At 57.4% G+C, this 22,180-nt stretch carries 22 protein-coding genes; 5 read left to right on the forward strand and 17 right to left on the reverse strand.

What is annotated here, in order from left to right; translation table 11 throughout:
• Position 1: 1 nt before the first annotated feature.
• The 17 genes from rpsQ to rpsL all read right to left on the reverse strand — a co-directional run bounded on the left by rpsQ (position 2) and on the right by rpsL (position 11,490).
• Entirely contained in the window at positions 2 to 259 is a 258-nt protein-coding gene (gene rpsQ / locus RIKMI_RS0103990) for a 30S ribosomal protein S17 (protein WP_027290534.1), read from the reverse strand.
• A 5-nt stretch (positions 260 to 264) separates the two neighbouring features.
• Positions 265 to 468, reverse strand: coding sequence for a 50S ribosomal protein L29 (rpmC, locus tag RIKMI_RS0103995; RefSeq protein WP_027290535.1), 204 nt, complete (start codon positions 466 to 468; stop codon positions 265 to 267).
• A gap of 9 nt (positions 469 to 477) precedes the next feature.
• A complete protein-coding gene (gene rplP, locus RIKMI_RS0104000) occupies positions 478 to 906 on the reverse strand; it encodes a 50S ribosomal protein L16 (RefSeq protein WP_027290536.1) in 429 nt (142 codons plus the stop codon).
• A gap of 32 nt (positions 907 to 938) precedes the next feature.
• Entirely contained in the window at positions 939 to 1,733 is a 795-nt protein-coding gene (gene rpsC, locus RIKMI_RS0104005) for a 30S ribosomal protein S3 (RefSeq protein WP_027290537.1), read from the reverse strand.
• 1 nt (position 1,734) lies between these two features.
• A complete protein-coding gene (gene rplV / locus RIKMI_RS12975) occupies positions 1,735 to 2,202 on the reverse strand; it encodes a 50S ribosomal protein L22 (RefSeq protein WP_037291470.1) in 468 nt (155 codons plus the stop codon).
• Between the two features lie 28 nt (positions 2,203 to 2,230).
• The gene (rpsS, locus tag RIKMI_RS0104015; protein WP_027290538.1) at positions 2,231 to 2,500 is read right to left on the reverse strand and encodes a 30S ribosomal protein S19; all 270 of its coding nucleotides are present in this window, start codon (positions 2,498 to 2,500) and stop codon (positions 2,231 to 2,233) included.
• 16 nt (positions 2,501 to 2,516) lie between these two features.
• Positions 2,517 to 3,341, reverse strand: a complete 825-nt coding sequence (gene rplB / locus RIKMI_RS0104020; RefSeq protein WP_027290539.1) for a 50S ribosomal protein L2 — start codon at positions 3,339 to 3,341, stop codon at positions 2,517 to 2,519.
• A 5-nt stretch (positions 3,342 to 3,346) separates the two neighbouring features.
• Positions 3,347 to 3,637 (reverse strand): 50S ribosomal protein L23, encoded by a 291-nt coding sequence (rplW, locus tag RIKMI_RS0104025; protein WP_027290540.1) that lies wholly within the window; start codon positions 3,635 to 3,637, stop codon positions 3,347 to 3,349.
• 19 nt (positions 3,638 to 3,656) lie between these two features.
• Positions 3,657 to 4,298 carry a 50S ribosomal protein L4 gene (gene rplD, locus RIKMI_RS0104030; protein WP_027290541.1) on the reverse strand — a complete coding sequence of 214 codons (642 nt, stop codon included), beginning with the start codon at positions 4,296 to 4,298 and terminating at the stop codon, positions 3,657 to 3,659.
• A gap of 14 nt (positions 4,299 to 4,312) precedes the next feature.
• Entirely contained in the window at positions 4,313 to 4,930 is a 618-nt protein-coding gene (gene rplC, locus RIKMI_RS0104035) for a 50S ribosomal protein L3 (protein ID WP_027290542.1), read from the reverse strand.
• 267 nt (positions 4,931 to 5,197) lie between these two features.
• Complete coding sequence (locus RIKMI_RS0104040) at positions 5,198 to 6,253, reverse strand: BF3164 family lipoprotein (RefSeq protein ID WP_027290543.1); 1,056 nt, start codon at positions 6,251 to 6,253, stop codon at positions 5,198 to 5,200.
• A 5-nt stretch (positions 6,254 to 6,258) separates the two neighbouring features.
• The gene (locus RIKMI_RS0104045) at positions 6,259 to 6,525 is read right to left on the reverse strand and encodes a hypothetical protein (RefSeq protein WP_027290544.1); all 267 of its coding nucleotides are present in this window, start codon (positions 6,523 to 6,525) and stop codon (positions 6,259 to 6,261) included.
• Positions 6,526 to 6,731: 206 nt separating this feature from the next.
• A complete protein-coding gene (locus RIKMI_RS14265) occupies positions 6,732 to 7,628 on the reverse strand; it encodes a phosphodiester glycosidase family protein (RefSeq protein WP_169715493.1) in 897 nt (298 codons plus the stop codon).
• 435 nt (positions 7,629 to 8,063) lie between these two features.
• Complete coding sequence (gene rpsJ / locus RIKMI_RS0104055; protein WP_027290546.1) at positions 8,064 to 8,369, reverse strand: 30S ribosomal protein S10; 306 nt, start codon at positions 8,367 to 8,369, stop codon at positions 8,064 to 8,066.
• Positions 8,369 to 10,486, reverse strand: coding sequence for an elongation factor G (fusA, locus tag RIKMI_RS0104060; RefSeq protein ID WP_027290547.1), 2,118 nt, complete (start codon positions 10,484 to 10,486; stop codon positions 8,369 to 8,371). Before fusA ends, rpsJ begins: the two co-directional genes overlap by 1 nt.
• Positions 10,487 to 10,514: 28 nt before the next feature.
• Positions 10,515 to 10,991: a 30S ribosomal protein S7 gene (gene rpsG, locus RIKMI_RS0104065; protein ID WP_027290548.1), complete on the reverse strand. Its 477-nt coding sequence runs from the start codon at positions 10,989 to 10,991 to the stop codon at positions 10,515 to 10,517.
• Positions 10,992 to 11,103: 112 nt separating this feature from the next.
• Positions 11,104 to 11,490, reverse strand: coding sequence for a 30S ribosomal protein S12 (gene rpsL / locus RIKMI_RS0104070; RefSeq protein ID WP_027290549.1), 387 nt, complete (start codon positions 11,488 to 11,490; stop codon positions 11,104 to 11,106).
• Positions 11,491 to 12,501: 1,011 nt separating this feature from the next.
• Here rpsL and RIKMI_RS0104080 point away from each other — a divergent pair.
• The 5 genes from RIKMI_RS0104080 (at position 12,502) to RIKMI_RS0104100 (ending at position 22,062) form a co-directional block, all read left to right on the forward strand.
• Positions 12,502 to 12,894 (forward strand): hypothetical protein, encoded by a 393-nt coding sequence (locus RIKMI_RS0104080; RefSeq protein WP_027290551.1) that lies wholly within the window; start codon positions 12,502 to 12,504, stop codon positions 12,892 to 12,894.
• Positions 12,895 to 14,316: 1,422 nt separating this feature from the next.
• Entirely contained in the window at positions 14,317 to 15,564 is a 1,248-nt protein-coding gene (locus RIKMI_RS0104085; protein ID WP_037291474.1) for an ABC transporter permease, read from the forward strand.
• A gap of 164 nt (positions 15,565 to 15,728) precedes the next feature.
• A complete protein-coding gene (locus tag RIKMI_RS0104090; RefSeq protein ID WP_051214329.1) occupies positions 15,729 to 17,900 on the forward strand; it encodes a glycoside hydrolase family 20 protein in 2,172 nt (723 codons plus the stop codon).
• 886 nt (positions 17,901 to 18,786) lie between these two features.
• Entirely contained in the window at positions 18,787 to 19,128 is a 342-nt protein-coding gene (locus RIKMI_RS0104095; protein ID WP_027290554.1) for a translation initiation factor, read from the forward strand.
• 18 nt (positions 19,129 to 19,146) lie between these two features.
• On the forward strand, positions 19,147 to 22,062 hold the full coding sequence (locus tag RIKMI_RS0104100) for a hypothetical protein (protein WP_027290555.1): 2,916 nt from the start codon (positions 19,147 to 19,149) through the stop codon (positions 22,060 to 22,062).
• The last annotated feature ends 118 nt before the right edge of the window (positions 22,063 to 22,180 follow it).

The following is a 22,180-nucleotide window of genomic DNA, read 5'->3' on the forward strand; positions in this document are numbered from 1 at the left end:
GTTACTTAGCTCTTTCAATGATTTCTACTAATCTCCACCGTTTGCTCTTGCTCAAAGGGCGGGTCTCCATGATGCGGACGGTATCGCCCTCGCCGCAGGTGTTCTCTTCGTCGTGAGCCACGAACTTGGTGGTTTTATTAACGAACTTGCCGTAGATCGGGTGTTTCACTTTACGTTTCACAGCAACGACGATCGATTTGTCCATCTTGTTGCTGACGACCACCCCGGTTCTCTCTTTTCTAAGATTTCTTTCTTCCATGGCCTCTACTTGTTAATAGTGGTGGTTTGTTTTTCGCGCAGGATGGTCAGCATACGAGCGATGTCACGGCGCATATTCTTGATGACGGTCGAATTTTCTGCCGGAGAAACCGCATGGTTCAGCTTGGCCTTCAACAGGTTGGCTTTCTCAGTCTCCACACGTTCGATGATTTCGCCTGCAGTCAGTTCACGTATTTCAGATGTTTTCATGTCTTCGTGTTAGATTGAGGTTTCGGTATAATCGCGGCGGACGATGAACTTCGTGGTGATCGGCAGCTTCTGGGCTCCGAGGCGCAGCGCTTCCTGAGCCACATCCAGGGGCACCCCTTCGGCTTCGAACAGGATACGGCCCGGGGTTACCGGAGCCACGAACCCTTCGGGCGAACCTTTACCTTTACCCATACGCACTTCGGCGGGCTTCTTGGTGATGGGTTTGTCCGGGAAGATGCGGATCCACACCTGGCCTTCACGTTTCATCTGACGCACGATGGCCTGGCGGGCCGCTTCGATCTGCCGCCCGGTGATCCACGCCGATTCCAGCGCCTTGATGCCGAACGAACCGAAAGACAATTCAGCTCCTCTCTGTGCCAGACCTTTCATGCGGCCTTTCTGCATTCTGCGAAATTTCGTCTTTTTTGGTTGTAACATGGTTAGTTCCTTATTAAAAGTCTGACGACAGATTACTGATTATTGCTGCTGCGGTCGCCGCCCCGGCGTTCGCCACGACCTCCGCGACGGTCGCCGCGGCCACGGCCGCCCCGGCGATCGTCGCCCCCGCGGCGTTCACCGCCACGGCCCGGCGTGCCGGCTGCCGACGCGCTCATGCCCACGATCGGCGAAAGATCGCGTTTGGTATAGACTTCGCCGTTGCAGATCCATACTTTCACGCCCAGCAGGCCGACCTTGGTCAGCGCTTCGGCCAGGTTGTAGTCGATGTCGGCACGGAAGGTATGCAACGGAATGCGCCCTTCCTTATACGATTCGGAACGAGCCATTTCGGCGCCGCCCACGCGGCCCGAGATTTGTATCTTGATCCCTTCGGCCCCCATGCGCATGGTCGATGCGATGGTGGTCTTGATCGCGCGGCGGTAGGAGATGCGGCCTTCCACCTGACGGGCGATGTTGTTGGAAACGATCACGGCGTCGAGTTCCGGACGTTTCACTTCGAAGATATTGATTTGTACCTCTTTGCCGGTCAGTTTGCGCAGCTCTTCTTTCAGCTTGTCCACTTCGGCGCCGCCCTTGCCGATGATGATGCCCGGACGCGAGGTGCTGATGGTAACGGTCACCAGTTTCAGCGTACGTTCGATCACGATCTTCGAGATGCTGGCTTTGGCCAGACGGGCGCCGAGGTATTTACGGATTTTGGAGTCTTCGACGAGTTTGGCCGGGAAATCCTTGCCGCCATACCATGACGAGTCCCAGCCGCGGATAATGCCCAGTCGATTGGCAATCGGATTTACTTTCTGTCCCATCTTAGTTCGCAGCGTTTTCAGGTTTCACATCGACGGCTTTCTTGGCAGCCGTTTTCTTAGCGGCAACCGCTTCGGTCTCCATGCGGTCCACGATGATGGTCACATGGTTCGAACGTTTGCGGATGCGGTGAGCGCGACCCTGCGGAGCCGGCTGGATACGTTTCAGCTGACGGCCGCCGTCCACGAAGATGGTTTTCACGCAAAGCGGGGTTTCTTCCAGAGAAACGCCCTGGTTTTTGGCTTCCCAGTTGGCGATGGCCGAACGGAGAAGTTTTTCGAGGCGTACCGATGCCTCTTTCTTGCTGTAACGCAGCATACCGAGGGCCTTGTTGATCTCGACGCCACGGATCATATCTGCGACAAGTCTCATTTTTCTGGGAGACGTCGGGCATTCGCGCAGCGACGCGATGGCGGTCACGCGCTTTTCTGCCTTGAGCTTTTCGGCTCTTAATCTTTTTCTTGCACCCATTAGTTATAATGAATTACTTTTTTTAACACTATTTTTTCTTGTTGCCCCCGTGACCGCGGAAGCTGCGGGTCGGTGCGAACTCGCCCAGTTTGTGTCCCACCATGTTTTCGGTCACATAAACCGGAATGAATTTGTTCCCGTTGTGTACCGCCAGGGTGTGGCCCACGAAGTCCGGCGAGATCATGCTGGCACGCGACCAGGTCTTGATAACCGATTTCTTGCCGCTTTCGTTCATGGCGAGAATCTTACCTTCGAGTTTCGGCTCGATATACGGTCCTTTTTTAAGTGAACGGCTCATTTACGCTGATTTTAGATTATTTATTCCTACGTGAAACGATGAACTTGGAAGTCGTTTTCTTCGGGTTGCGGGTTTTGTAGCCCTTGGCCAGCACGCCCGTACGCGAGCGGGGATGGCCCCCAGAAGCACGGCCTTCGCCACCGCCCATGGGGTGGTCCACCGGGTTCATCACGACACCGCGGTTGCGCGGACGACGGCCGAGCCAGCGTTTGCGGCCGGCTTTACCGCTCTGCTCGAGGCTGTGGTCGGGGTTCGATACGGTCCCGACGGTAGCGCGGCAGGTGGTCAGCACCATCCGGGTTTCGCCTGAAGGAAGTTTAATAATGGCGTACTTGCCTTCGCGGGCAAGCAGCTGAGCGTAAGTCCCTGCCGAGCGTGCCATGGCGGCGCCGCGGCCGGGAGTGAGTTCGATGCAGTGCACAACGGTACCAAGAGGAATTTCCGAAAGGAATAGTGTGTTGCCCACTTCGGGTGCTACGCCCGCGCCGCTGGCGATCGTCTGCCCCACCTTCAGCCCTACGGGGGCCACGATGTAGCGTTTTTCGCCGTCGGCATAAACCACCAGCGCGATACGTGCGCTGCGGTTCGGGTCGTATTCGATGGTCTTGACCGTAGCGGTCATGCCATCCTTGTTGCGCAGGAAATCGATGATGCGGTACTGACGTTTATGTCCACCACCGATATAGCGCATGGTCATTTTACCGGAGTTGTTACGCCCGCCCGAGGATTTGAGCGGCGTTACCAGTGATTTTTCCGGGGTCGAAGTCGTAATATCGTCGAACGTGCCGATAATTTTGTGTCTCTGACCCGGGGTCATCGGTTTAAATTTTCTAACTGCCATCGTCTTTAGATATTACTGTAAAAATCGATCTTGTCTTCGCCCCCGAGGGTAACGATTGCTTTTTTGTAGCGGTTCTGACGCCCTTCGAGCATCCCGGCTTTGGTGTAGCGGCTCTTGTACTTGCCGTCGTAGTTGCAGGTGTTCACCTCGGCCACGACCACGCCGTACATAGCTTCCACCGCGGCTTTGATCTGCAATTTATTGGCGCGCGGATCAACAATGAAACCGTAACGGTTCAGTTTTTCGCCCTGAGCCGTCATTTTCTCGGTCAATATCGGCTTAATTAAAATTTCCATGATTCTTTAGTCGTAATCGTTACTGGATTCCACAAACTTGCTGCATGGCCGCTACCGCGCCTTCGCCGCCGATGAGCAGGTGAGCCGCGTTCATCACGTCGTAGGTGTTCAGGTTCTGGGCCTGGATCACTTTCACGTTGGGCAGGTTGCGCGAGGCGAGGATCACCCCGGCGTTGTTCATGTCGCCGCACAGCACCACGAGGGTTTTCTTGTCGGCGATGCCCAGATTTTTGGCAGCGGCGATGAATTCCTTGGTCTTGGGCTGCATTTCGAGCGTGTCCACGACGGTGATGGCCGAATTCTGAGCCTTGTAGGTCAGCGCGCTGCGGCGTGCCAGCTGTTTGAGTTTCTTGTTCAGTTTGAAGCTGTAGTCGCGCGGCACCGGACCGAACACGCGGCCGCCGCCCACGAACAGCGGAGAGAGGATCGAGCCGGAGCGCGCCCCGCCGGTACCTTTCTGTTTCTTCAGTTTACGGGTCGAACCGGCCACTTCGTTGCGCTGTTTCGACTTGTGCGTACCCTGACGCTGGTTGGCCAGATACTGCTTCACGTCCAGGTAGATGGCATGGTCGTTCGGCTGTTCGAGGGCGAAAACCGCGTCGTTCAGGGTGATTTTCTTCCCGGTCTCTTTACCGGCGATATCGAGTATGTTCAATTCCATAGCTTAATTCCCCCTTAGCCTTCGATTAACAGGTAAGATCCTTTGGCGCCCGGGATGGAACCTTTCACGAGGATCAGGTTGTTTTCCGGAATCACCTTGAGCACTTTCAGGTTGAGCACTTTCACCTGCTCGCCCCCGGTACGGCCCGGCATGCGTTTGCCTTTGAACACGCGCGAGGGGTACGACGATGCGCCGAGCGAACCGACGTGGCGCTGGCGATTGTGCTGACCGTGGGTCTGGCCGCCGACGCCGCCGAAACCGTGGCGTTTCACGACGCCCTGGAAGCCTTTCCCTTTCGAGATGCCGGTAACGTCCACCCACTCTCCTTCTTCGATCACGTCCACGCCCACGACGTCGCCCAGATTCGGCATCGTTTCGAACGACTTGAATTCGGCGATCTTGCGTTTCGGGGTGGTGTTCGCCTTGGCGAAGTGTCCCATCATGGGCTTGCTGGTGTGCTTTTCCTTTTTGTCGTCATAGGCAAGCTGCACGGCGGCATAACCGTCCTTTTCGACGGTCTTCACCTGCGTAACCACACACGGACCAGCTTCGATAACAGTGCATGGGATATTTTTCCCCTCGGCACTGAAAACGGATGTCATTCCGATTTTCTTTCCAATTAGTCCTGACATTTTGTTTGGTAATGGTTTGTTTTTTCGGTTTAAGCCTTTTCAACTCCGGCCATCGACAAGTACGCTAACTGTCAGTCAGTTACCTGCATAACAAGAGCAAAGGCGACTGCAAAGATAGGGCTTTTCGGTTGATTATCAAATTTTTCGCGCAATTTTTTCGGGGTTTATGCTTCATTTTCAACCGATAGGGAACCGAAAAAGGCAAACCCCGCCTCTTCGTCCTGAGAGCGGGGTTCCGCAGTTTCGGGCGTGCCCGTTTCCGTACCGCTATTCCGGCAGGGTGAACGTGCAGAGCTGGTGTTCGGCGTTCGGATCGGTAGCGATCACCGTTTTTCCGTCCGTCAGTATATCGAAACTCGATATATGCCGATCCAATTCGTAAATCCGTTCCAACTCACCGGTAGAGAGATCGTAAACTCTCAAAAATATTTTACGCGGAACAGCATCCTGCCCATTGTAATCGGCCAGTCTCGAACCGTCGAACAACGCATAAACCTTGCCATCGGCAATATCGAGCGCATAAAAGCCGCTGATCGTCCCCATCTGCATTCCCCTCCCCTTATGCGACACAGCCGGTTCTCCGCCCTCGCCCCGAACGACCCGATTGCGTAAAGAATCTTCCAAGTCATAAATCTCCAAAACGTCCCCCAACTTCGTACCGACGGCGACAACGGCCCCGTCGCTCGCCAGAACCGATTGCCAGAGATAAGGGATCAACTCAGGCTGCACTTTTTTCCGTTCCGTTTCCGACACGGGAATGTCGTATTTCTCAGCTTGTATATGCCCGGAACTGTCTATCAATGTCAATCGATAAGCCGACGAGGAATTTTGCAGCGCAAAACCTCCCTTTACACCACAAAAAGCCAAAGCAGGCATACAAGATTGCGGATATTCGATCACCCTCACCGGTTTGTTAATCCCGCGACAAAGATCGGAAACGGAATACACGGCCATTTCGTGTTCCTGCGCAGCGAATACCCGGACACTATCCTTATCAGCCGTATAACCGCTGACGGCCAGCATTTCTTCAGGCCCTTTCCCCCGAGTCACGAACTTGCATAACGGCTTCAGCGACGGATAGGCGTATGCTCGCAGAAATGTCTCCCCTCCTCTGTTATCCTGCAAATACATCATCGTATCGACAACGGATATCTGAGCAGCATACCCCAAAAATGCCGTATCGCCGGGTAGCGGAACGACTGCGATTTTGACGATTTCCGTTTCGGACAGCTTCGCCCCGCTGCGACAAGACATCCCCAAAAATGGCGATATGCCTGCACAAACCAGGCATATCGCTTTACGAAAATGTTTGCATTCCATCATGTGTCTCAGTTCTTGGATGGAAATTCTATAACGGTCACGCTATAATAGCCGGACGTGTTCGTTAACGGGCACCAAATATGTCCTTGCCCTTCACACGTCACCCCGCCCGACACATCATGGTCCTTATCAACCAGCGCCATCGCTTCGATGTTGGCCAGCGTCAGGTCGGAGATTGGCTCTCGCGGTGCCTGCTGCGTCATGCGGTAATTCAGACAGGCGCCCGTACCGATCAGCAGGCCGGCGCCCAACAGCAACACCGTCTTTTTATTCAATAGTTTCGTTGCTGCAAATTACAACATTAGACTTCCGCTAATCATGCGTCCGCCGACTCCTTGCATGTTTCGAATATAACGAAATCTATCTGTTTTCCATGATAATTACCCATAAAATATTCCAACGCCCCGCAATTGCCCGCTCCGATATTGCGAAACGAACGTCATCCCAACAGAAAGGTTTGCCGAAAGCTCCGCCGTAAACACTATCGGGGCAATACCAGCCACGCATTGGCCACCCGCCGTTCGATGGGCAGAATGCCGAAGCCGTCGGACGGGAAATTGACCAGTCTGCGTCCGGAAATCATCGTCGAAGAACCGCCGCCGTCCAGATTGAGCATTTGCGTCAGCCCCAACCATCGACCGACCGCGGCCATTTCGGAAAACGACGCTCCGAATGCCCGCGGTCTCCGTCCGTCGATAACGACCAGCACGACCGTGCTGTCGCCCCGTATGCCGATCGCCGTGCGGGGCGCGTACAGGTTCCGTTTCTGCTGCTCGGCGAGCGAACATTTGTCCGTATCGGCCCACTCGTGGAGCGACCGTCCGTCCCGAATAATCATCGGCCCGGCAACCATGACATCCGGAAATTCCGCGCTCCACCCCGCGAGGGTATCGGTATCCATGGCCTTGTTCCATGACGTGAAATGCGGGATACCGTTCCTGTCGAAACCTACGGCGGCATCCCCCCAGCCGGGAGTCGGCACGGGGCTGACGACCCGCCCGCCGATTTTCAGGAAGTCGTTGGCCACGGCCGTCCCTTTCGGTTCGGGATGCACGACGAAAAAACCGCCGTTCACCCCGGCCAGGGCATCCCGAGAGCGAACCAGGCTGCCGACGGTGCGTTGTTTTTCGTCCTGTACCGGCACGATCCGGCAAACGGAGGGATCGACCTCCATGACATAGACGGCCTGGGGGACGGAAAACAGGTAAGTCTCCGCCTTGCGGCATTTCGTCCGGAACTTCCGGACCGATATGCCGTCCCCGCTTCGGACGGTCTTCCAATTCGAGGGGTTGCGGAAGCGCACCGAGTCGGCGGCATCCTGCGCCCGGCACGCGTACCAGCCCAGCAGCAAAACGGCAATTACAAAAATACGTTTCATGGCATTCATAAATATTTTAGGGTGGCTATATACGACTTTACAACCACTTCCCGATAATCTCCGTATCGGCTCGGCACCGGACCTTCCGGGACTTTCGCCCGGGTTCGCACCATCCTTTCCGCAGGGCGAAAAGCCGAAACCGGATTTCCCGGAGCCGTTATCTCCTGTCGTGTAAAGGCATATATTGAAGCCGATTTACAGAGTCGGCCTCACCGGCATTCGGGCCCGGAGCATCAAAGACAAACCGAACGGACAATCCGGCAGGCAGTTCATACCGCGCCGTGCGAACGCAGCCCGGAAACGGAAACCTCCCCCCTCCCCTCAGAAAACGATTCGGAGAGGGAGCCGCTCTTTCGGGCGGCCACCTCTCCGAATCGGGAAACGGACGAAACGGGTTCGGAAAATCATCCTCGCCCACGCTCCGCGAAATCAGCCTCAGACTTTGATCTCTACTTCCACGCCGCTCGGCAGTTCGAGCTTCATCAGCGCGTCGATCGTCTTCGAAGTCGAGCTGTAGATGTCCAGGATCCGCTTGAAAGTGGAAAGCTGGAACTGTTCGCGCGATTTCTTATTGACGAACGTCGAACGGTTGATGGTAAAGATCTTTTTGTTGGTGGGCAGCGGAATCGGGCCGCTGACTACCGCGCCCGTCGATTTGACGGTCTTGACGATCTTTTCGGCGGACTTATCCACCAGATTGTGATCGTACGATTTGAGTTTTATTCTGATTTTCTGGCTCATTATTCGTCTTCGTTTTTGAATTTACCACTTGCTTTTTCGATGATCTCCTTGGAGACGTTGCCCGGCACGGCTTCGAAGTGCGAGAATTCCATCGACGAGGTCGCGCGACCCGACGAAATGGTACGCAGCACCGTCACGTAACCGAACATTTCGGCCAGCGGCACTTTGGCTTTCACCACGCGGGCGTTGCCTTTGGTCTCCATACCCGAAATCTGGCCGCGGCGTTTGTTCAGGTCGCCGATGATGTCCCCCATGTTCTCTTCCGGGGTCACCACTTCGACCGACATGATCGGTTCCATGATGACCGGATTGGCCTTGACGGCCGCATGGCGGAACCCGTTCCGGGCGCAGATTTCGAACGACAGGGCGTCGGAGTCCACCGGGTGGAACGAACCGTCTTTCAGGGTCACTTTCATCGCGTCGATCGGATAGCCGGCCAGGGCGCCGTTGGACATGGCGGTGGCAAACCCTTTCTGCACGGCCGGGATAAACTCTTTCGGCACGTTACCCCCTTTGACCACATCGACGAATTCGAGTCCGGTAACCTCTTTGGACGAAGCCGGCCCGATCTCGAAGATGATGTCGGCGAACTTACCGCGGCCGCCGGTCTGCTTCTTGAACACTTCGCGGTGTTCGTAGGTGCCGGTCAGGGCCTCTTTGTAGTTCACCTGCGGGGCGCCCTGGTTGATTTCGACGCCGAACTCGCGTTTGAGACGGTCCACGATGATTTCCAGGTGAAGTTCGCCCATCCCCGAAATCACCGTCTGGCCCGAATCTTCGTCGGTCTTCACGGTGAAGGTCGGGTCTTCTTCGGCCAGTTTACCCAGCCCCACGCCGAGTTTATCGAGGTCTTTCTGGGTTTTCGGCTCGATGGCCAGACCGATCACCGGTTCCGGGAAGGTCATGGATTCGAGCACGATCTGGTGGTTTTCGTCGCAGAGGGTGTCGCCCGTGCGCACGTCCTTGAACCCTACGGCAGCGGCGATGTCGCCGGCGCCGACGAATTCGATCGGATTCTGTTTATTGGCGTGCATCTGGTAAATACGGCTGATACGCTCCTTCTTGCCCGAACGGCTATTGAAGGTGTACGAACCGGCGTCCAGTTTACCCGAATATACGCGGATAAAGCCCAGACGGCCCACGAACGGGTCGGTAGCGATCTTGAAAGCCAGCGCGCAGAACGGATCGCTCTCGCTCGGATGGCGTTTGGTCTCTTCGCCGGTACGCGGATCGGTACCCACGATGGCTTCCACGTCGAGCGGCGAGGGCAGGTAGGCGATGATCGAGTCGAGCAGTAACTGCACGCCCTTGTTCTTGAACGAAGAGCCGCAGAGCATCGGCACCACCGACATATTGATGGTCGCCTTGCGCAGCGCTACGATGATCTCTTCCGGGGTGATGGCATCCGGATCTTCGAAGAATTTTTCCATCAGGGCGTCGTCCGATGCGGCGACTTCCTCGATCAGCTTGGCGCGGGCTTCCGCGGCTTCGGCTTTGAGGTTTTCCGGAATCTCTTCGATATGGTAGTTGTCGCGCACGGTCTTATCGTCGAAATAGACGTACGCGCGATTGTACACCAGGTCGATAACCCCCGTAAACTTATCTTCGGCGCCGATCGGCAGCACGATCGGCAGCGCGTTGGCGCCGAGGCGTTCGTGCACCTGTGCGCAGACGCCGGCGAAGTCGGCTCCGGTACGGTCCATCTTATTGACGTAACCGATGCGCGGCACGTTGTACTTGTCGGCCTGGCGCCATACGGTTTCGGACTGCGGTTCCACGCCGCCGACGGCGCAGAAGGTGGCGACGGCTCCGTCCAGCACGCGCAGCGAGCGTTCCACCTCGACGGTGAAGTCCACGTGGCCCGGAGTGTCAATGATATTGATCTGGTAGGTATTGTCTTTGTAGTTCCAGAAAGCGGTCGTAGCGGCCGAGGTGATGGTGATCCCCCGTTCCTGCTCCTGCACCATCCAGTCCATGGTGGCACCGCCTTCGTGAACTTCCCCGATTTTGTGTGTCTTACCGGTGTAGAACAGGATACGTTCCGAAGTGGTAGTCTTGCCCGCGTCGATGTGGGCCATGATACCGATGTTTCTGGTGTATTTAAGGTCTCTTGCCATAAAATGTGGTTCCTGCTAATATGTCCGGTTAGAATCTGAAGTGGGCGAACGCTTTGTTGGCTTCGGCCATACGGTGCATTTCTTCCTTGCGTTTGAATGCTCCGCCTTCTTCATTGTAAGCCGCGATGATTTCGGCGGCGAGTTTTTCTGCCATTGAACGGCCGGCGCGTTTTCTCGAGAATTGGAGGAGATACCGAATGCTCAAAGAAACTTTACGCTCCGGACGCACTTCCATAGGTACCTGGAAGGTAGCACCTCCGACGCGGCGGGATTTGACCTCGACCTGCGGGGTGATGTTTTCGAGCGCTTTTTTCCAAATTTCCAAAGGAGCCTTTTCCGTGTCCTTCATCTTCTCGCCTACGATATCCATGGCGTCATAGAAAATACCGTACGCAATACTCTTCTTACCGTCTAACATCAGGTTGTTGACGAACCGGGTCACCAGCACGTCACCGAACTTGGGGTCAGGAAGTAGAATTCGCTTTTTAGGCTTCGCTTTTCTCATTTCTCTTTTTTGTTTCGCCGTCCGCCGCCGCAAAGATAACGGGCCGGGAACGGCCGATGGTTGGTGTTTGTTTAATTTTCGTTTACGTTTCCGTTACGCACCCGACAGAAGGCTATTTCTTGGCGCCTGCTTTCGGACGTTTGGTACCGTATTTGGAACGACGCTGGTTGCGTCCGTCCACGCCGGCGGCGTCGAGCGTACCGCGGACGAGGTGGTAACGCACCCCCGGCAGGTCTTTCACACGACCGCCGCGCACCAATACGATGGAGTGTTCCTGAAGGTTATGCCCTTCGCCCGGGATGTAGGCATTGACCTCCTTGCCGTTGGTCAGGCGCACGCGGGCTACTTTACGCATAGCCGAGTTCGGTTTCTTGGGGGTGGTGGTGTACACGCGCACACAGACACCGCGACGCTGCGGACAAGCTTCCAGGGCCGGGGCCTTGCTCTTGTACGCCACGTCTGTCCTTCCTTTACGTACTAATTGTTGGATAGTTGGCATTTTGTTTTTTCTCTTTTGTTTTTTTGGTTACACAAAATCGGTGTGCAAAGATACGCACTATTTTTTGATTTTCAATAGTTTCATACGGACGGGATTATTTTTTAGGCAGTCATATGCATTTTTGCGCCGCTTTTATCTCCGGTTCCGGGTCCGCGGCCGCTCTGTCCGATCGCACAAGGGCATGACAGGCACGATTTTATTCCGCAACCCGAAGGAATCGCGGGCTTTCGCGGTGCCGCCGGACGCTCGAGCCGGAGCGTAACTATTCGTGATCCATCGGGCGTCCGACCCCGAATAAAGAATAATCGTACGATTTTGCATAAGGCCGCGGCCTGCGGAGGAGCGACGAGCGGATGCGAGTTACGGGCCTCCGCTACCCGGAGACTGCGGCCCGTCCGCTGATGCGGAAATTTAGTCTTAACCCTACGGTTAATTCCATCAGCCGGAGCCAGCGTGGACTGCTTGCAGGCCTACGCCGGGGGTGGCTCCGGCCTGACTAAGGGCAATTTACATAAAACCATAGGATTAAATAAGCACTCCCGGCTTCTTAGCTCTGTGAGAAGTTAGGACAGAGACTGCAACCCGGGAATGTGCGGTTTTCCGTTCCGACAGGAGTCGGGAACGGGGAATCGCATTCCCGGCGACTTCTTTGCTTACTTTTTTGGTCGCGCAAAAAAGTAAGTGCCTCCGCGGCATGAGCGGGTGAAGAAAAAATAAACGCCCGTCGGCGACAGACATGACAATTAAACCTATTTTACCGCGCCCCGCAGAAAGCCGGGCCGGAGGTATTCCGGGAAGGCACATTCCGGTTCTTCCCGACTTCCGGCTCCGCCTGCCGAAACGGTCCGTCCGCCGGTTTTTCCGGCAGTTCCGCAATCCGATTGCGTCCGTTCGTCGTCCGAATTTCCCTTTGTCCGGAAGCCGGCCTATATTTGCACATCTAAAATGCCGGGAGAGAACCTCTGTCGGCAAACGGCCCGATTTTCCACTTCATCAACACATTACTAAAACATGAAAATGACGATTTCTTTCCGCAAATGGTTTATGCTGGCGTGCGCCGGTATCGTTTCCCTGTCGTTTACCGGCTGCGACGACAAGAACAAAGAACAAAATTACCTGTACACGATCGGAATCGAAGACTATCAATACTCCTCGGTCGGTTCGGGCATCGACCTGTTCGGGCCTCTGACTTACCTGGAAAGCCTGAAAATTCCCTCGAACTTATCCGTGACATCGACAAACCGGGAAGATGCCGACGCACAGGCCGTCGCCCGATTCGACACGGAAATGGCTAAAATAGACGCCGATCGGCTCAACACTTACAGCCACTACTACTTCCGCTACGTTCTGACCTCCGTGGAGCGGCAACAGACGATCGCCCAGAAAGAGTTCGGCACGAAATAATAATCCTTCCTCCCGAACGATCCCTTCCCGATATGCCACCCGGGCGAACGGAACCGTCCGTTCATCCGGGTATGGCGTCGGAATTCCCTGCCGTTGCGGGATACGGACCGATACGGTCCGTATCCCGCAACGTACAGGGAAACTACCCCGGGGCGAAGCGGTCGATAAATGCTGGAGGCACCGCACCTGAAAGCCGTGGCCGCGGTTGTTCGCGTTGCTGGGATTGAGGTTCGTCGTGTTGAAATTCAGATAGAACCCGTTGGAACCGCTGACCGACGACGACCAACTGTACCCGTTGTTGCCGACGTTCCGCGCCACGCCCTCATAGCCCGTCCGGCCAAAGTCGCGGTAGCCCGGGGCGGGCACCGCGCAGACCGGACAAAAGCGGGCAGCCGCTCTGTCCGCCGCCGCAAGGAGACAAAACCTTACGGGGCTTTGCGATAACTAACCGGAGACTGAAAAACGCCCGGTCAGTGGACTGCTGGATTTATCGTTCGCTCTGCCGGCAGACTCGTCCGGTCCGACGGCACTCCGGAATGACCGTTCCGCCCCTTTTAATTACAAAGGTAGGTATTGACTACCCTCTTTATATAATGGTATTTTTATACTGTATCATTCTTTTCGGCTCTCGCCGGCCGGGTCTTTTGTCCGGGTTTGCACCGTCTCATGCTGTCCGATGCAGAACCGAAACGGGGTTATCGAGGTTTGTATAAATCGTATATAATCACCTTTATGTTTTCAGTAGATATCGGCCCGCGCCCACTCAGAAGCAGCCCTTGTCGGTTTTTTTGCAAGTGTTTGCATAGCCCCGTGGAAACTTGCCTGGACACGAAAGCCGACGATTCTTTCGAACCACACCAATAAAAATCGTACGGTTAATCGTCTGCCGCGTAGCGGCCAGCCCGAACCGACGCAGCAGCCGAGCGCCATCGAACTTGTTCGTATGGCCGAGGCGCCAGGAGGAAGCCGGAACGGCAACCCACCCCCGGCGAACCGACGCTGCCAGCGAGAGCCATCGGGGTTGGCTTCGCCTTCCTCCTCGCCGTTCGGCAGCGCTTAAGCCGGCTTGCACTGCTCTCACCGGCAGCGTCGGTTGCACGAATGGCCGAGCGGCGAGGAGGACAACGAGCGAAGCGAAGTTAACGGCTGCAACCTGCGGTCGCGCCCTCGCTGGCTCCGGGTAGCACGAAAAAAATGTCCGGCCCGCCCGTTGACGCAAGAATTTATCGTTAATCGTACAGTTTCTGTCAAGTAGTCCGACCGGAGCCGCCACCGATCGGGCCGAAGCCGTCCGATGCGGATTCCGCCGGTTCCGGCAGTCTAAAAACGGCCGGACAACCGACCGACGCAAAATTAGGAAAAGGGGCATGAATCGCAAAAAACACTTAAATTTGGCGATCGCCCCTGTTGCAGCTACCCTTTATGTTCAAAAAACCGGTTTACGTTCTCGGACAGATTTACCAGAGTTTGTTGATGGCCGTCGAAAGCGTCGTTATCAACAAGCTCCGCACCGCCCTGTCCCTGTCCGGCATCACCATCGGCATCTTCGCCATCATCACCGTATTCACCCTCGTCGATTCGATGGAGATCAAGATTCGAGAGAATGTCAATACCCTCGGCAGCAATACCCTGTATGTCGGCAAATGGCCCTGGGACGGGGGCGGAGAGTGGTGGAAATATTACAACCGGCCGCAGGTGAGCCTCGCCGAATACGCCGAGATGCGTACCCTGCTTCCCCGGGCCGAAGCCATCGCCTTCATGACCTCTTTTTCGCGTACCGTCAAAAACGGCAGCAATTACGCGGACAATACCACCGTGATCGGCGCCACACACGACTATAACCGGATGCGGAAAAGCGATATCGGCAGCGGACGCTATTTCACCTCCTATGAATCGGAACACGGCGGCCGGGTCGCCGTGATCGGGCATACCGTAGCCGAACAGTTTTTCCCCGGCGAAGACCCCGTAGGCAAGGATATGCGTATCGGCGGCACGCGGGTGACCGTGATCGGCGTATTCGCCAAAGCCGGCGACGACATGATGGGAATGAGCATGGACGAAAACGTACTGATCCCGCTGACCCTGGCCCGAAATTTCGTGAACCTGCGCCGGGCCGGTACCGAAATGATCGTCAAAGGGCCGGACGGGGACGACATCCGGGAACTCAAAGCCGAAGTCGGGTCGATCATGCGCCGCCTGCGCAGGCTCAGCCCTCAGGCGGAAGACAACTTCGCCGTCAATGAACTGAGCATCCTGAGCAACATGCTCGACGACATGTTTCGGAGAATCAACTTCGCCGGAGGCATCATCGGCCTGTTTTCCATCCTGGTCGGCGGTTTCGGCGTGGCGAACATCATGTTCGTGTCGGTTCGGGAACGGACGGCGCAGATCGGGATCGAAAAAGCGCTCGGCGCGAGACCCTACTTCATCCTTTTCCAGTTTATTTTCGAAGCGGTGATCCTCTCCGTCGCCGGCGGCGCCATCGGATTGCTGCTGATTTTCGCCGGCGTGCTGGTGGTCAATAGCGTCAGCGACTTCACCGTCGTACTGACCCTGGGGAACACCCTGCTGGGGCTGGTCATCTCTTCGGCGGTCGGGGCGGTGGCCGGATTTTTCCCGGCCTGGAGCGCGGCCCGTATGGAGCCTGTCAAAGCCATTTTCCACAACTGAGGCGATGCCGTTATCTCCGTGCACAAGCCAGTTGCCGGCACCCGGCCGGAGCCGCCTCCGGTCCGGCAGACCACAGACCGTTTCCTGACATGGACGGTTTCAAATATCCGGCATCTTTTCGTATATTGCCGATATTATTTGTTCACTCCGTTAAATTGAAACATATGCGCAACCTGATTCTGCCGGGATTGGCAGCCCTGCTTGCAGCGGCGTGTTCTTCCGGCCCCCGGCCCGCCGAAATCGCAGTGATTCCCCAACCCGCCCGGATCGTCGAAAGCGAAGGCTTCGTGAAGATCGGGCCGGATAACGTCCGCACCGCGGTCGATACCGCCATGAGCAATCCCGAAGGATACCGCCTGAGGGTCGGCGACGGCGGAGCGGAAATCGTCGGCGGCAGCGACGCCGGGGTGTTCTACGGCCTGCAAACGCTGGAACAGCTCCGCGATTCCGCCGGCAGGGCGCCGCAGGTGACCATCGAAGACGCGCCACGTTTCCGCTGGCGCGGGATGCACCTCGACGTGAGCCGCCATTTCTTCCCGAAAGAGTTCGTCAAAAGGTACCTCGACATCTTGGCCTACCATAAGATCAACACCTTCCACTGGCACCTGACGGACGGTATCGGCTGGCGGTTGCAGATCGACAAATATCCGCTCCTGACGCAAAAGGCCGCCTGGCGCAAAGTGAAAGACGTGAAATCGCCGTGGATCGGACTGGAACTCAGCGACGAATCGCGCCGCGACAGCGCCGACACCTACGGCGGTTACTACACGAAGGACGACGTGCGCGAAATCGTGGCCTACGCCAGGGAGCGGCACATCACCGTGATCCCGGAGATCGAAATGCCGGGCCATTCGGAAGCGGCGACTTTCGCCTATCCCGAATACGCCTGCCCGACGGCACGGCCGGGCAGCGGCATCTATTGTCCCGGCCGGGAGGAGACATTCGGGTTTTTAGAGGGGATCATCGACGAAGTGGTCGAACTTTTTCCGGACTCGCCGTACATCCATATCGGAGGCGACGAAGTGGGCAAGGAACAGTGGAGCGCATGTCCGCTCTGTCAGAAGCGCAAACGGGAACAGGGCCTGAAGGACGAGCATGAGTTGCAGAGCTATTTCGTGCACCGGATGGAGGAGTACATCAACTCCAAAGGCAAGGCGATGATCGGTTTCGACGAGATACTGGAAGGCGGTCTGGCGCCGAACGCCACCGTCATGTCGTGGACCGGCTTCGAGGGCGGCATCAAGGCGGCCAATGCCGGACACGACGTGGTGATGGTGCCGCTGGATTACGTCTATTTCGACCACTATCAGGGCCAGAACCCGTGCGAACCGCAGGCGTGGGGCGGATTCAACGGAATCCGGCGCGTTTACTCGTTCGACCCGGTACCGCCGGGCATCGCTTCGGAAAACGAGCATTACGTACTGGGCGGACAGGCCAATATCTGGACGGAGAATATCCGTACCCCGGAACATGTGGAATATATGTTGCTGCCCCGGCTGGCCGCCCTTTCCGAAGTGTTGTGGACGGATACGACGGCCCGTAACTGGAAACGTTTTGAACACAAGCTGGACCGCCAGCTGGACCGCTATGCGGCCAAAGGGTGGAACTACGCCGAAAGCGCCTTTACGCCCTATATCTCCGACCAGCATTTCGGCGGCGACGGTTCGCTGACCGTTCAACTGGCCACGGAACTGGACGGCTATCCGGTCCATTATACGCTGGACGGGAGCGTGCCGACACAGGAATCGGCCGTTTATACGGATTCCGTTATAATCAGGGAACCGGCGACGCTGACGGCGGTAACGTTCCGGAACGGGAAGCCGGCAGGATGCGTGCTGACCGTACCGGGCTTGCTGAACAGGGCCACGCGGGCGAAGGTGTCGTACGCGACACCGTACAACGCGGCCTATACGGGCGGCGGCGATACGGCGCTGGTGGATAACCGCTATGCCTTCAAACGGGGCGACGACAAAGCCTGGCAGGGTTTCGAAGGGACGGATATGGACGTGACGCTGGACCTGGGTTCGGTACAGTCGTTGTCGGGCACCGGACTGCGTTTCCTGCAACACATCGCCTCCACGTCGGTTATGCTTCCGACCCGTCTGACGGTATGGACGTCGACGGACGGGAAAGATTTTACGGTGGCGGCGGACAGGGCGATAGAACCGAACGACGATTCGGAGGTGCTGATCGAACCGTTCGACGTCCGCTTCGCCGATTCGGTCGAAGCGCGGTATGTACGGGTGAAGGCGGCGAATGCGGGAGTTTTGCCGGAAGGGCATCCGCGCGCGGGCGCTCCGGCCTGGATCTTCACGGACGAAATCGTCGTTTATTGACCGTTTCGGCAGGGGGCGCTGTCGGAACCGGTAAAATCCGTCCAGAATCTGTCGGGGAGAAGGGTGCGAAATCCGCCGGAAGGCCCGGCAGGGACGGCGCGTGTGGGACAGGATACGCCGTCGCTTTCCGGATAAAGCGGCAGGTATTTGCCGTCCGGTTGGTAGGGTTATCCGAACCTCTTCTGCGCCCGGGAAAAGCTGCGCGGAGAACTTCCCGGATAAACGAAGGCATTATGTTTCGATTGTCGGCTTCTCCCGAAAGTGGCCGCACTATTTTAGGAGCGAAACCGGCGATTCCGAAGAATCGCGTCAATAAAAACCGTACAATAATGGCAGGAACATGCTATGCGACCTTTAGGTCGCGCGGGTCGCAGCCTCGCCCCGCGGAGGCCCGCTCGCTCGCGAGGCTCGTTCACGGTCTCCGCAGGCTGCGATTCTCGGCCAATAACTGTACGGTTAATTCATATGATGTCACCCGGAGTCAGCGAGGGCGCGACCGCAGGTTGCAGCCCTTCGCCGGGGGTGGCTCCGGGCTGGCCGCTGCGCGGATAAATAATCGTAGGTTTAAAAAACATTCCCGGCGACTTCTTTGCTTTCTTGGTCGCACAAGAAAGAAAGTGCCCCGCGGTATGAGCGGGTGAAGAAAAAACAAACGCCTGTCGGCACAGAAATTAAACTACCTTTGATTTGCAGGCTAAATCCGGACCGGCGAAGATAAAACCATAAGATGCAACCGTTAATTTCGCTGCGCCCGTTTCCCATGACGGCTTCCTCGCCGGGGACAGCTCAGGATCGGCCGCTACGCGGACTATATTTACGGGGAAACGTTGGCCCGACCGTTTCATGCAGGAGACAGAACGAAACCGAAAATGAATGAATTCGACCGATGAGCAATAACGACTGGAAATCCCGCCTGGGGATGGTCTATTCGACCGACCCCGACTTTCGATACACCACCGAAACCGCAGCGGAACAGGAAACACTGCCCCCCGCCCGGCAGCGGCTACGCGTGGCCCTCGACAAACGCAACCGCGGAGGCAAGCAAGTGACCATCGTCGCCGATTTCGTCGGCAGCGACGAAGACCTGAAGGAACTCGGCAAAATGCTCCGGCAGAAATGCGGCGCAGGCGGTTCCGCCAAAGACGGCGAAATCATCCTGCAAGGCGACTTCCGCGACAAAGTCGTCCAGCTGCTTACCCAAGCCGGGTACAAAGCCCGTAAAATCTGACAATCGGGCCGATCACCTATGCGCAACCTCATCCGAACCCTCCGCCGTCTGCCGTGCCTGCTGCTCATCGCCCTGGCCGGAACGCAGGCCGCGCAGGCGCAATTCTATTACAACGGCCGCGGACCGATGAATCTCAAATGGCGGCAGATCAAAAGTCCGCGTTATAAACTCATCTACCCCGACTATTACGCCCCCGCCGCCACCGCGCTGGCCGGGTTCATGGACAGCATCGCCCCCACCATCGCCCATGGCTTCGCCCGTGCCCCCCAGCGGCTCCCCATCGTGCTGCATACCGAAAACCTGCATTCCAACGGAGAAGTCGTCTGGGCGCCCAAACGCATGGAACTGATGACAACCGCCCCCGCCGGAGACATCTATGCCGACCCGTGGCTCAAACAACTCGCCGTGCACGAAAGCCGCCATGTCGTACAGCTCTCCGCCCTGCGCAGCGGCGTCACGAAAGTGGCCTCGTGGCTGTTCGGACAGGCCGGGACCTGCGTGGGAATGCTCGTGGTGCCCAAATGGTTCCTTGAAGGCGACGCCACGCTGGCCGAGACCCAGTATTCCGAATTCGGACGCGCTTACCAGCCGTCGTTCACCGTCGGCATGCGGGCTTTATTCGCCGCGGACAGCGCTTACGTGGGTATGAAAAGCGACAAATGGATCGCCGGATCGTACCGAACCTACATTCCCGGAATTTACGAATACGGCTACCAGATAGTCGCCGCCGGCGAGCGTTACCACGGGCCGGAGATGTGGGGACGCGCAGTGGAATATGCCGGGAAGTGGCCGATTTTCATCGTCCCGCTGCGCATCTATCTCAAACGCCATTACGACACGCACCTGAGCGACCTGAGCCGGACAGCCCTCGGCGACCTGTACCGACACTGGAAACCCTATTCGGCCGTAGCGGACAGCTACCGTACCCTGACCCGTCCCGCGCGGGACGGAAAGGCTTTCACCACCTATTCCGACCCGCTCCGCACGCCATGGGGAATCGTGGCTGCCAAAACCGATTACGACACCCCGCCCCGCTTCGTAGTCGTCGATACGACGGGCGGCAGCGATCGTACCCTGCGGTGGATCGCACCGCCGTCGAGTCGTCCCGTGCTGGCCGGCAGCACGCTCTGGTGGACGGAGTTCAAACCGCACCCCATATGGGAATATAAAACCTACTCGGTCGTTCGGAGCCTCGACCTCGCTACCGGCGAGAGACGGATTTACGGCCGCCGGCAGGCCCACTATTTCGTTACGCCCCTGACGGTGGGCGGTCGCGCTTTCATCGCCGCCGTATCGCCCGACAGTCTGGGCGGCAGCGATCTGGTGCTGCGCGACGCCGAGGATTTCCGGGAGACCGACCGTCTGCGGTTCGATCCGCTGACCACCCTGCACGGGATGGCCTGGGACAGCACAACCCGGACGCTGGCCTTCATCGCACTGAGCGAGGCGGGAATGCACCTGCGGCGCACTTCGGTCGCCGCGGACGGCACGCTGGCTCCGGTCGGGGACATTACCGCACCGTCGATGGTAACTCTCAGCGGCCTGACGGCAAATGGGAAAGGACAACTCTATTTCAGTTCGATACAATCCGGCAAAGACGAGATACATACCCTCGACCTGACCTCCCCGGAACTTGTCGAACGGAGACTGACGACTTCGCGCTTCGGGGCTTACGGCCCTTCGGCGGACAGCGCCGGAGTGCTTTTTACGACCTATACGGCGGACGGTTACCTGGTCGCAACAACCGGCGCGGCAGCGACGAAAGACACGGTGCGGTGGTCGCGGTTGCCGGAGAACCTGCTGAATATCCCGGCGCCCGCCTGGCATGTGCCGACCATGAGCGCACTGCCGATGGACGACACCGCGACCACACATAAGGTGCGGCGCTACAACAAGGCGCTCCGGTGGTTCAACGTCCACAGCTGGGCGCCGATCGCCGCCGATGTGGACGACCTGCTCAACACCAGCGAACGGACGCTGAACCTCGGTTTCGGAGCAAGCCTCTTTTTCCAGAGCGTGATGGGCGACAGTTACGGTTCGGCCACCTACGGGCGGCTGCACGGCGACGACTGGCTGCAGGCGTCCTGGACCTATGCCGGACTGCCGGTACAGATCACCGCCGACGTGGAGTACGGGGGCGGCAAACAGGGCGTCTATATTCCGGCAGGCGACCGGGCCGCCGGAGCAACGGCCCCCGCCGGCCTGAAAAATTACCTGCATGTGCAGGGGAGCCTCTCCGTCCCGCTGGATCTCTCCGGAGGAAGCCACTTCCGGCTTTTGCAGCCGTCGTTCTCGATAACGCACTACAATTCGCTGATGTACGACCCCGGCAAAGCGCGTTTTATCCAGGGATACCAGAAATACCAGGCTTCGCTCTGGTGGAGCGACAACCGGCGGGCATCTACGCGCTGCATCGTGCCGCGGTTAGGCTATGCCGTGCGGGCAGACGTGAGCGGAGCTTTCAACGACCGGTTCGGCACGGTGTACAGCCTCTATGCGCGGGGCTACCTGCCGGGACTGATGCGCAACCACAGCATCACCCTGCGGGCGGGCGGCATGTACCAGAGCGAAGCGGAACTGGGATTCACGCAAAAACCGTTGTTCCCGCGGGGAGCCTACAACGGATGGGCGGCGAAGTACTACGGCGCGGCGGCGTTCGACTATACGTTCCCGCTCTGTTATCCGAACGGGGGGATCAACGGGCTGATCTACTTCAAACGTATCTGGCTGAACCTGTTCGGGGATTACAGCCGCGGGGCCTATTTCGCGGGGGGCGGTTCGACCCGGCCGCTGGACGTCTGGTCTTACGGGGGCGACATCGCGTTCGAAGTGAACGCGGTGGGTTCGGCGACTCCGGCGACTGTCAAGTTCACGCTGGCCGCACCCTCGAACGACGCATTCTATTTCGGCGTCGGGCTGTCGATGAGTTTCTGATCCCCTCCGGAGCGTCCGTCCGTAACCGGCGAAACGAAACGGTACCGAAACGGCTCACAGATGCCGGAAACCGATTTTTGGATGAGTCTCAGGAAAAAAGTATATATTTGCAACTTCT

Origin of the sequence: Rikenella microfusus DSM 15922 (assembly GCF_000427365.1) — a bacterium.
GTDB lineage: Bacteria > Bacteroidota > Bacteroidia > Bacteroidales > Rikenellaceae > Rikenella > Rikenella microfusus.

Bases quoted from the DNA above. Each gene is read 5' to 3' on its own strand.
- rplB (WP_027290539.1), bottom strand. From the start codon at position 3,341: ATGGCAGTTAGAAAATTTAAACCGATGACCCCGGGTCAGAGACACAAA.
- rpsC (WP_027290537.1), bottom strand. From the start codon at position 1,733: ATGGGACAGAAAGTAAATCCGATTGCCAATCGACTGGGCATTATCCGC.
- rplD (WP_027290541.1), bottom strand. From the start codon at position 4,298: ATGGAATTGAACATACTCGATATCGCCGGTAAAGAGACCGGGAAGAAA.
- rpmC (WP_027290535.1), bottom strand. From the start codon at position 468: ATGAAAACATCTGAAATACGTGAACTGACTGCAGGCGAAATCATCGAA.
- RIKMI_RS0104085 (WP_037291474.1), top strand. From the start codon at position 14,317: ATGTTCAAAAAACCGGTTTACGTTCTCGGACAGATTTACCAGAGTTTG.
- RIKMI_RS0104095 (WP_027290554.1), top strand. From the start codon at position 18,787: ATGAGCAATAACGACTGGAAATCCCGCCTGGGGATGGTCTATTCGACC.
- rpsL (WP_027290549.1), bottom strand. From the start codon at position 11,490: ATGCCAACTATCCAACAATTAGTACGTAAAGGAAGGACAGACGTGGCG.
- rpsJ (WP_027290546.1), bottom strand. From the start codon at position 8,369: ATGAGCCAGAAAATCAGAATAAAACTCAAATCGTACGATCACAATCTG.
- RIKMI_RS0104080 (WP_027290551.1), top strand. From the start codon at position 12,502: ATGAAAATGACGATTTCTTTCCGCAAATGGTTTATGCTGGCGTGCGCC.
- RIKMI_RS14265 (WP_169715493.1), bottom strand. From the start codon at position 7,628: ATGAAACGTATTTTTGTAATTGCCGTTTTGCTGCTGGGCTGGTACGCG.
- rpsQ (WP_027290534.1), bottom strand. From the start codon at position 259: ATGGAAGAAAGAAATCTTAGAAAAGAGAGAACCGGGGTGGTCGTCAGC.
- rplC (WP_027290542.1), bottom strand. From the start codon at position 4,930: ATGTCAGGACTAATTGGAAAGAAAATCGGAATGACATCCGTTTTCAGT.
- rplW (WP_027290540.1), bottom strand. From the start codon at position 3,637: ATGGAAATTTTAATTAAGCCGATATTGACCGAGAAAATGACGGCTCAG.
- RIKMI_RS0104090 (WP_051214329.1), top strand. From the start codon at position 15,729: ATGCGCAACCTGATTCTGCCGGGATTGGCAGCCCTGCTTGCAGCGGCG.
- rplP (WP_027290536.1), bottom strand. From the start codon at position 906: ATGTTACAACCAAAAAAGACGAAATTTCGCAGAATGCAGAAAGGCCGC.
- RIKMI_RS0104100 (WP_027290555.1), top strand. From the start codon at position 19,147: ATGCGCAACCTCATCCGAACCCTCCGCCGTCTGCCGTGCCTGCTGCTC.
- rpsS (WP_027290538.1), bottom strand. From the start codon at position 2,500: ATGAGCCGTTCACTTAAAAAAGGACCGTATATCGAGCCGAAACTCGAA.
- RIKMI_RS0104040 (WP_027290543.1), bottom strand. From the start codon at position 6,253: ATGATGGAATGCAAACATTTTCGTAAAGCGATATGCCTGGTTTGTGCA.
- fusA (WP_027290547.1), bottom strand. From the start codon at position 10,486: ATGGCAAGAGACCTTAAATACACCAGAAACATCGGTATCATGGCCCAC.
- rplV (WP_037291470.1), bottom strand. From the start codon at position 2,202: ATGGGTGCAAGAAAAAGATTAAGAGCCGAAAAGCTCAAGGCAGAAAAG.
- rpsG (WP_027290548.1), bottom strand. From the start codon at position 10,991: ATGAGAAAAGCGAAGCCTAAAAAGCGAATTCTACTTCCTGACCCCAAG.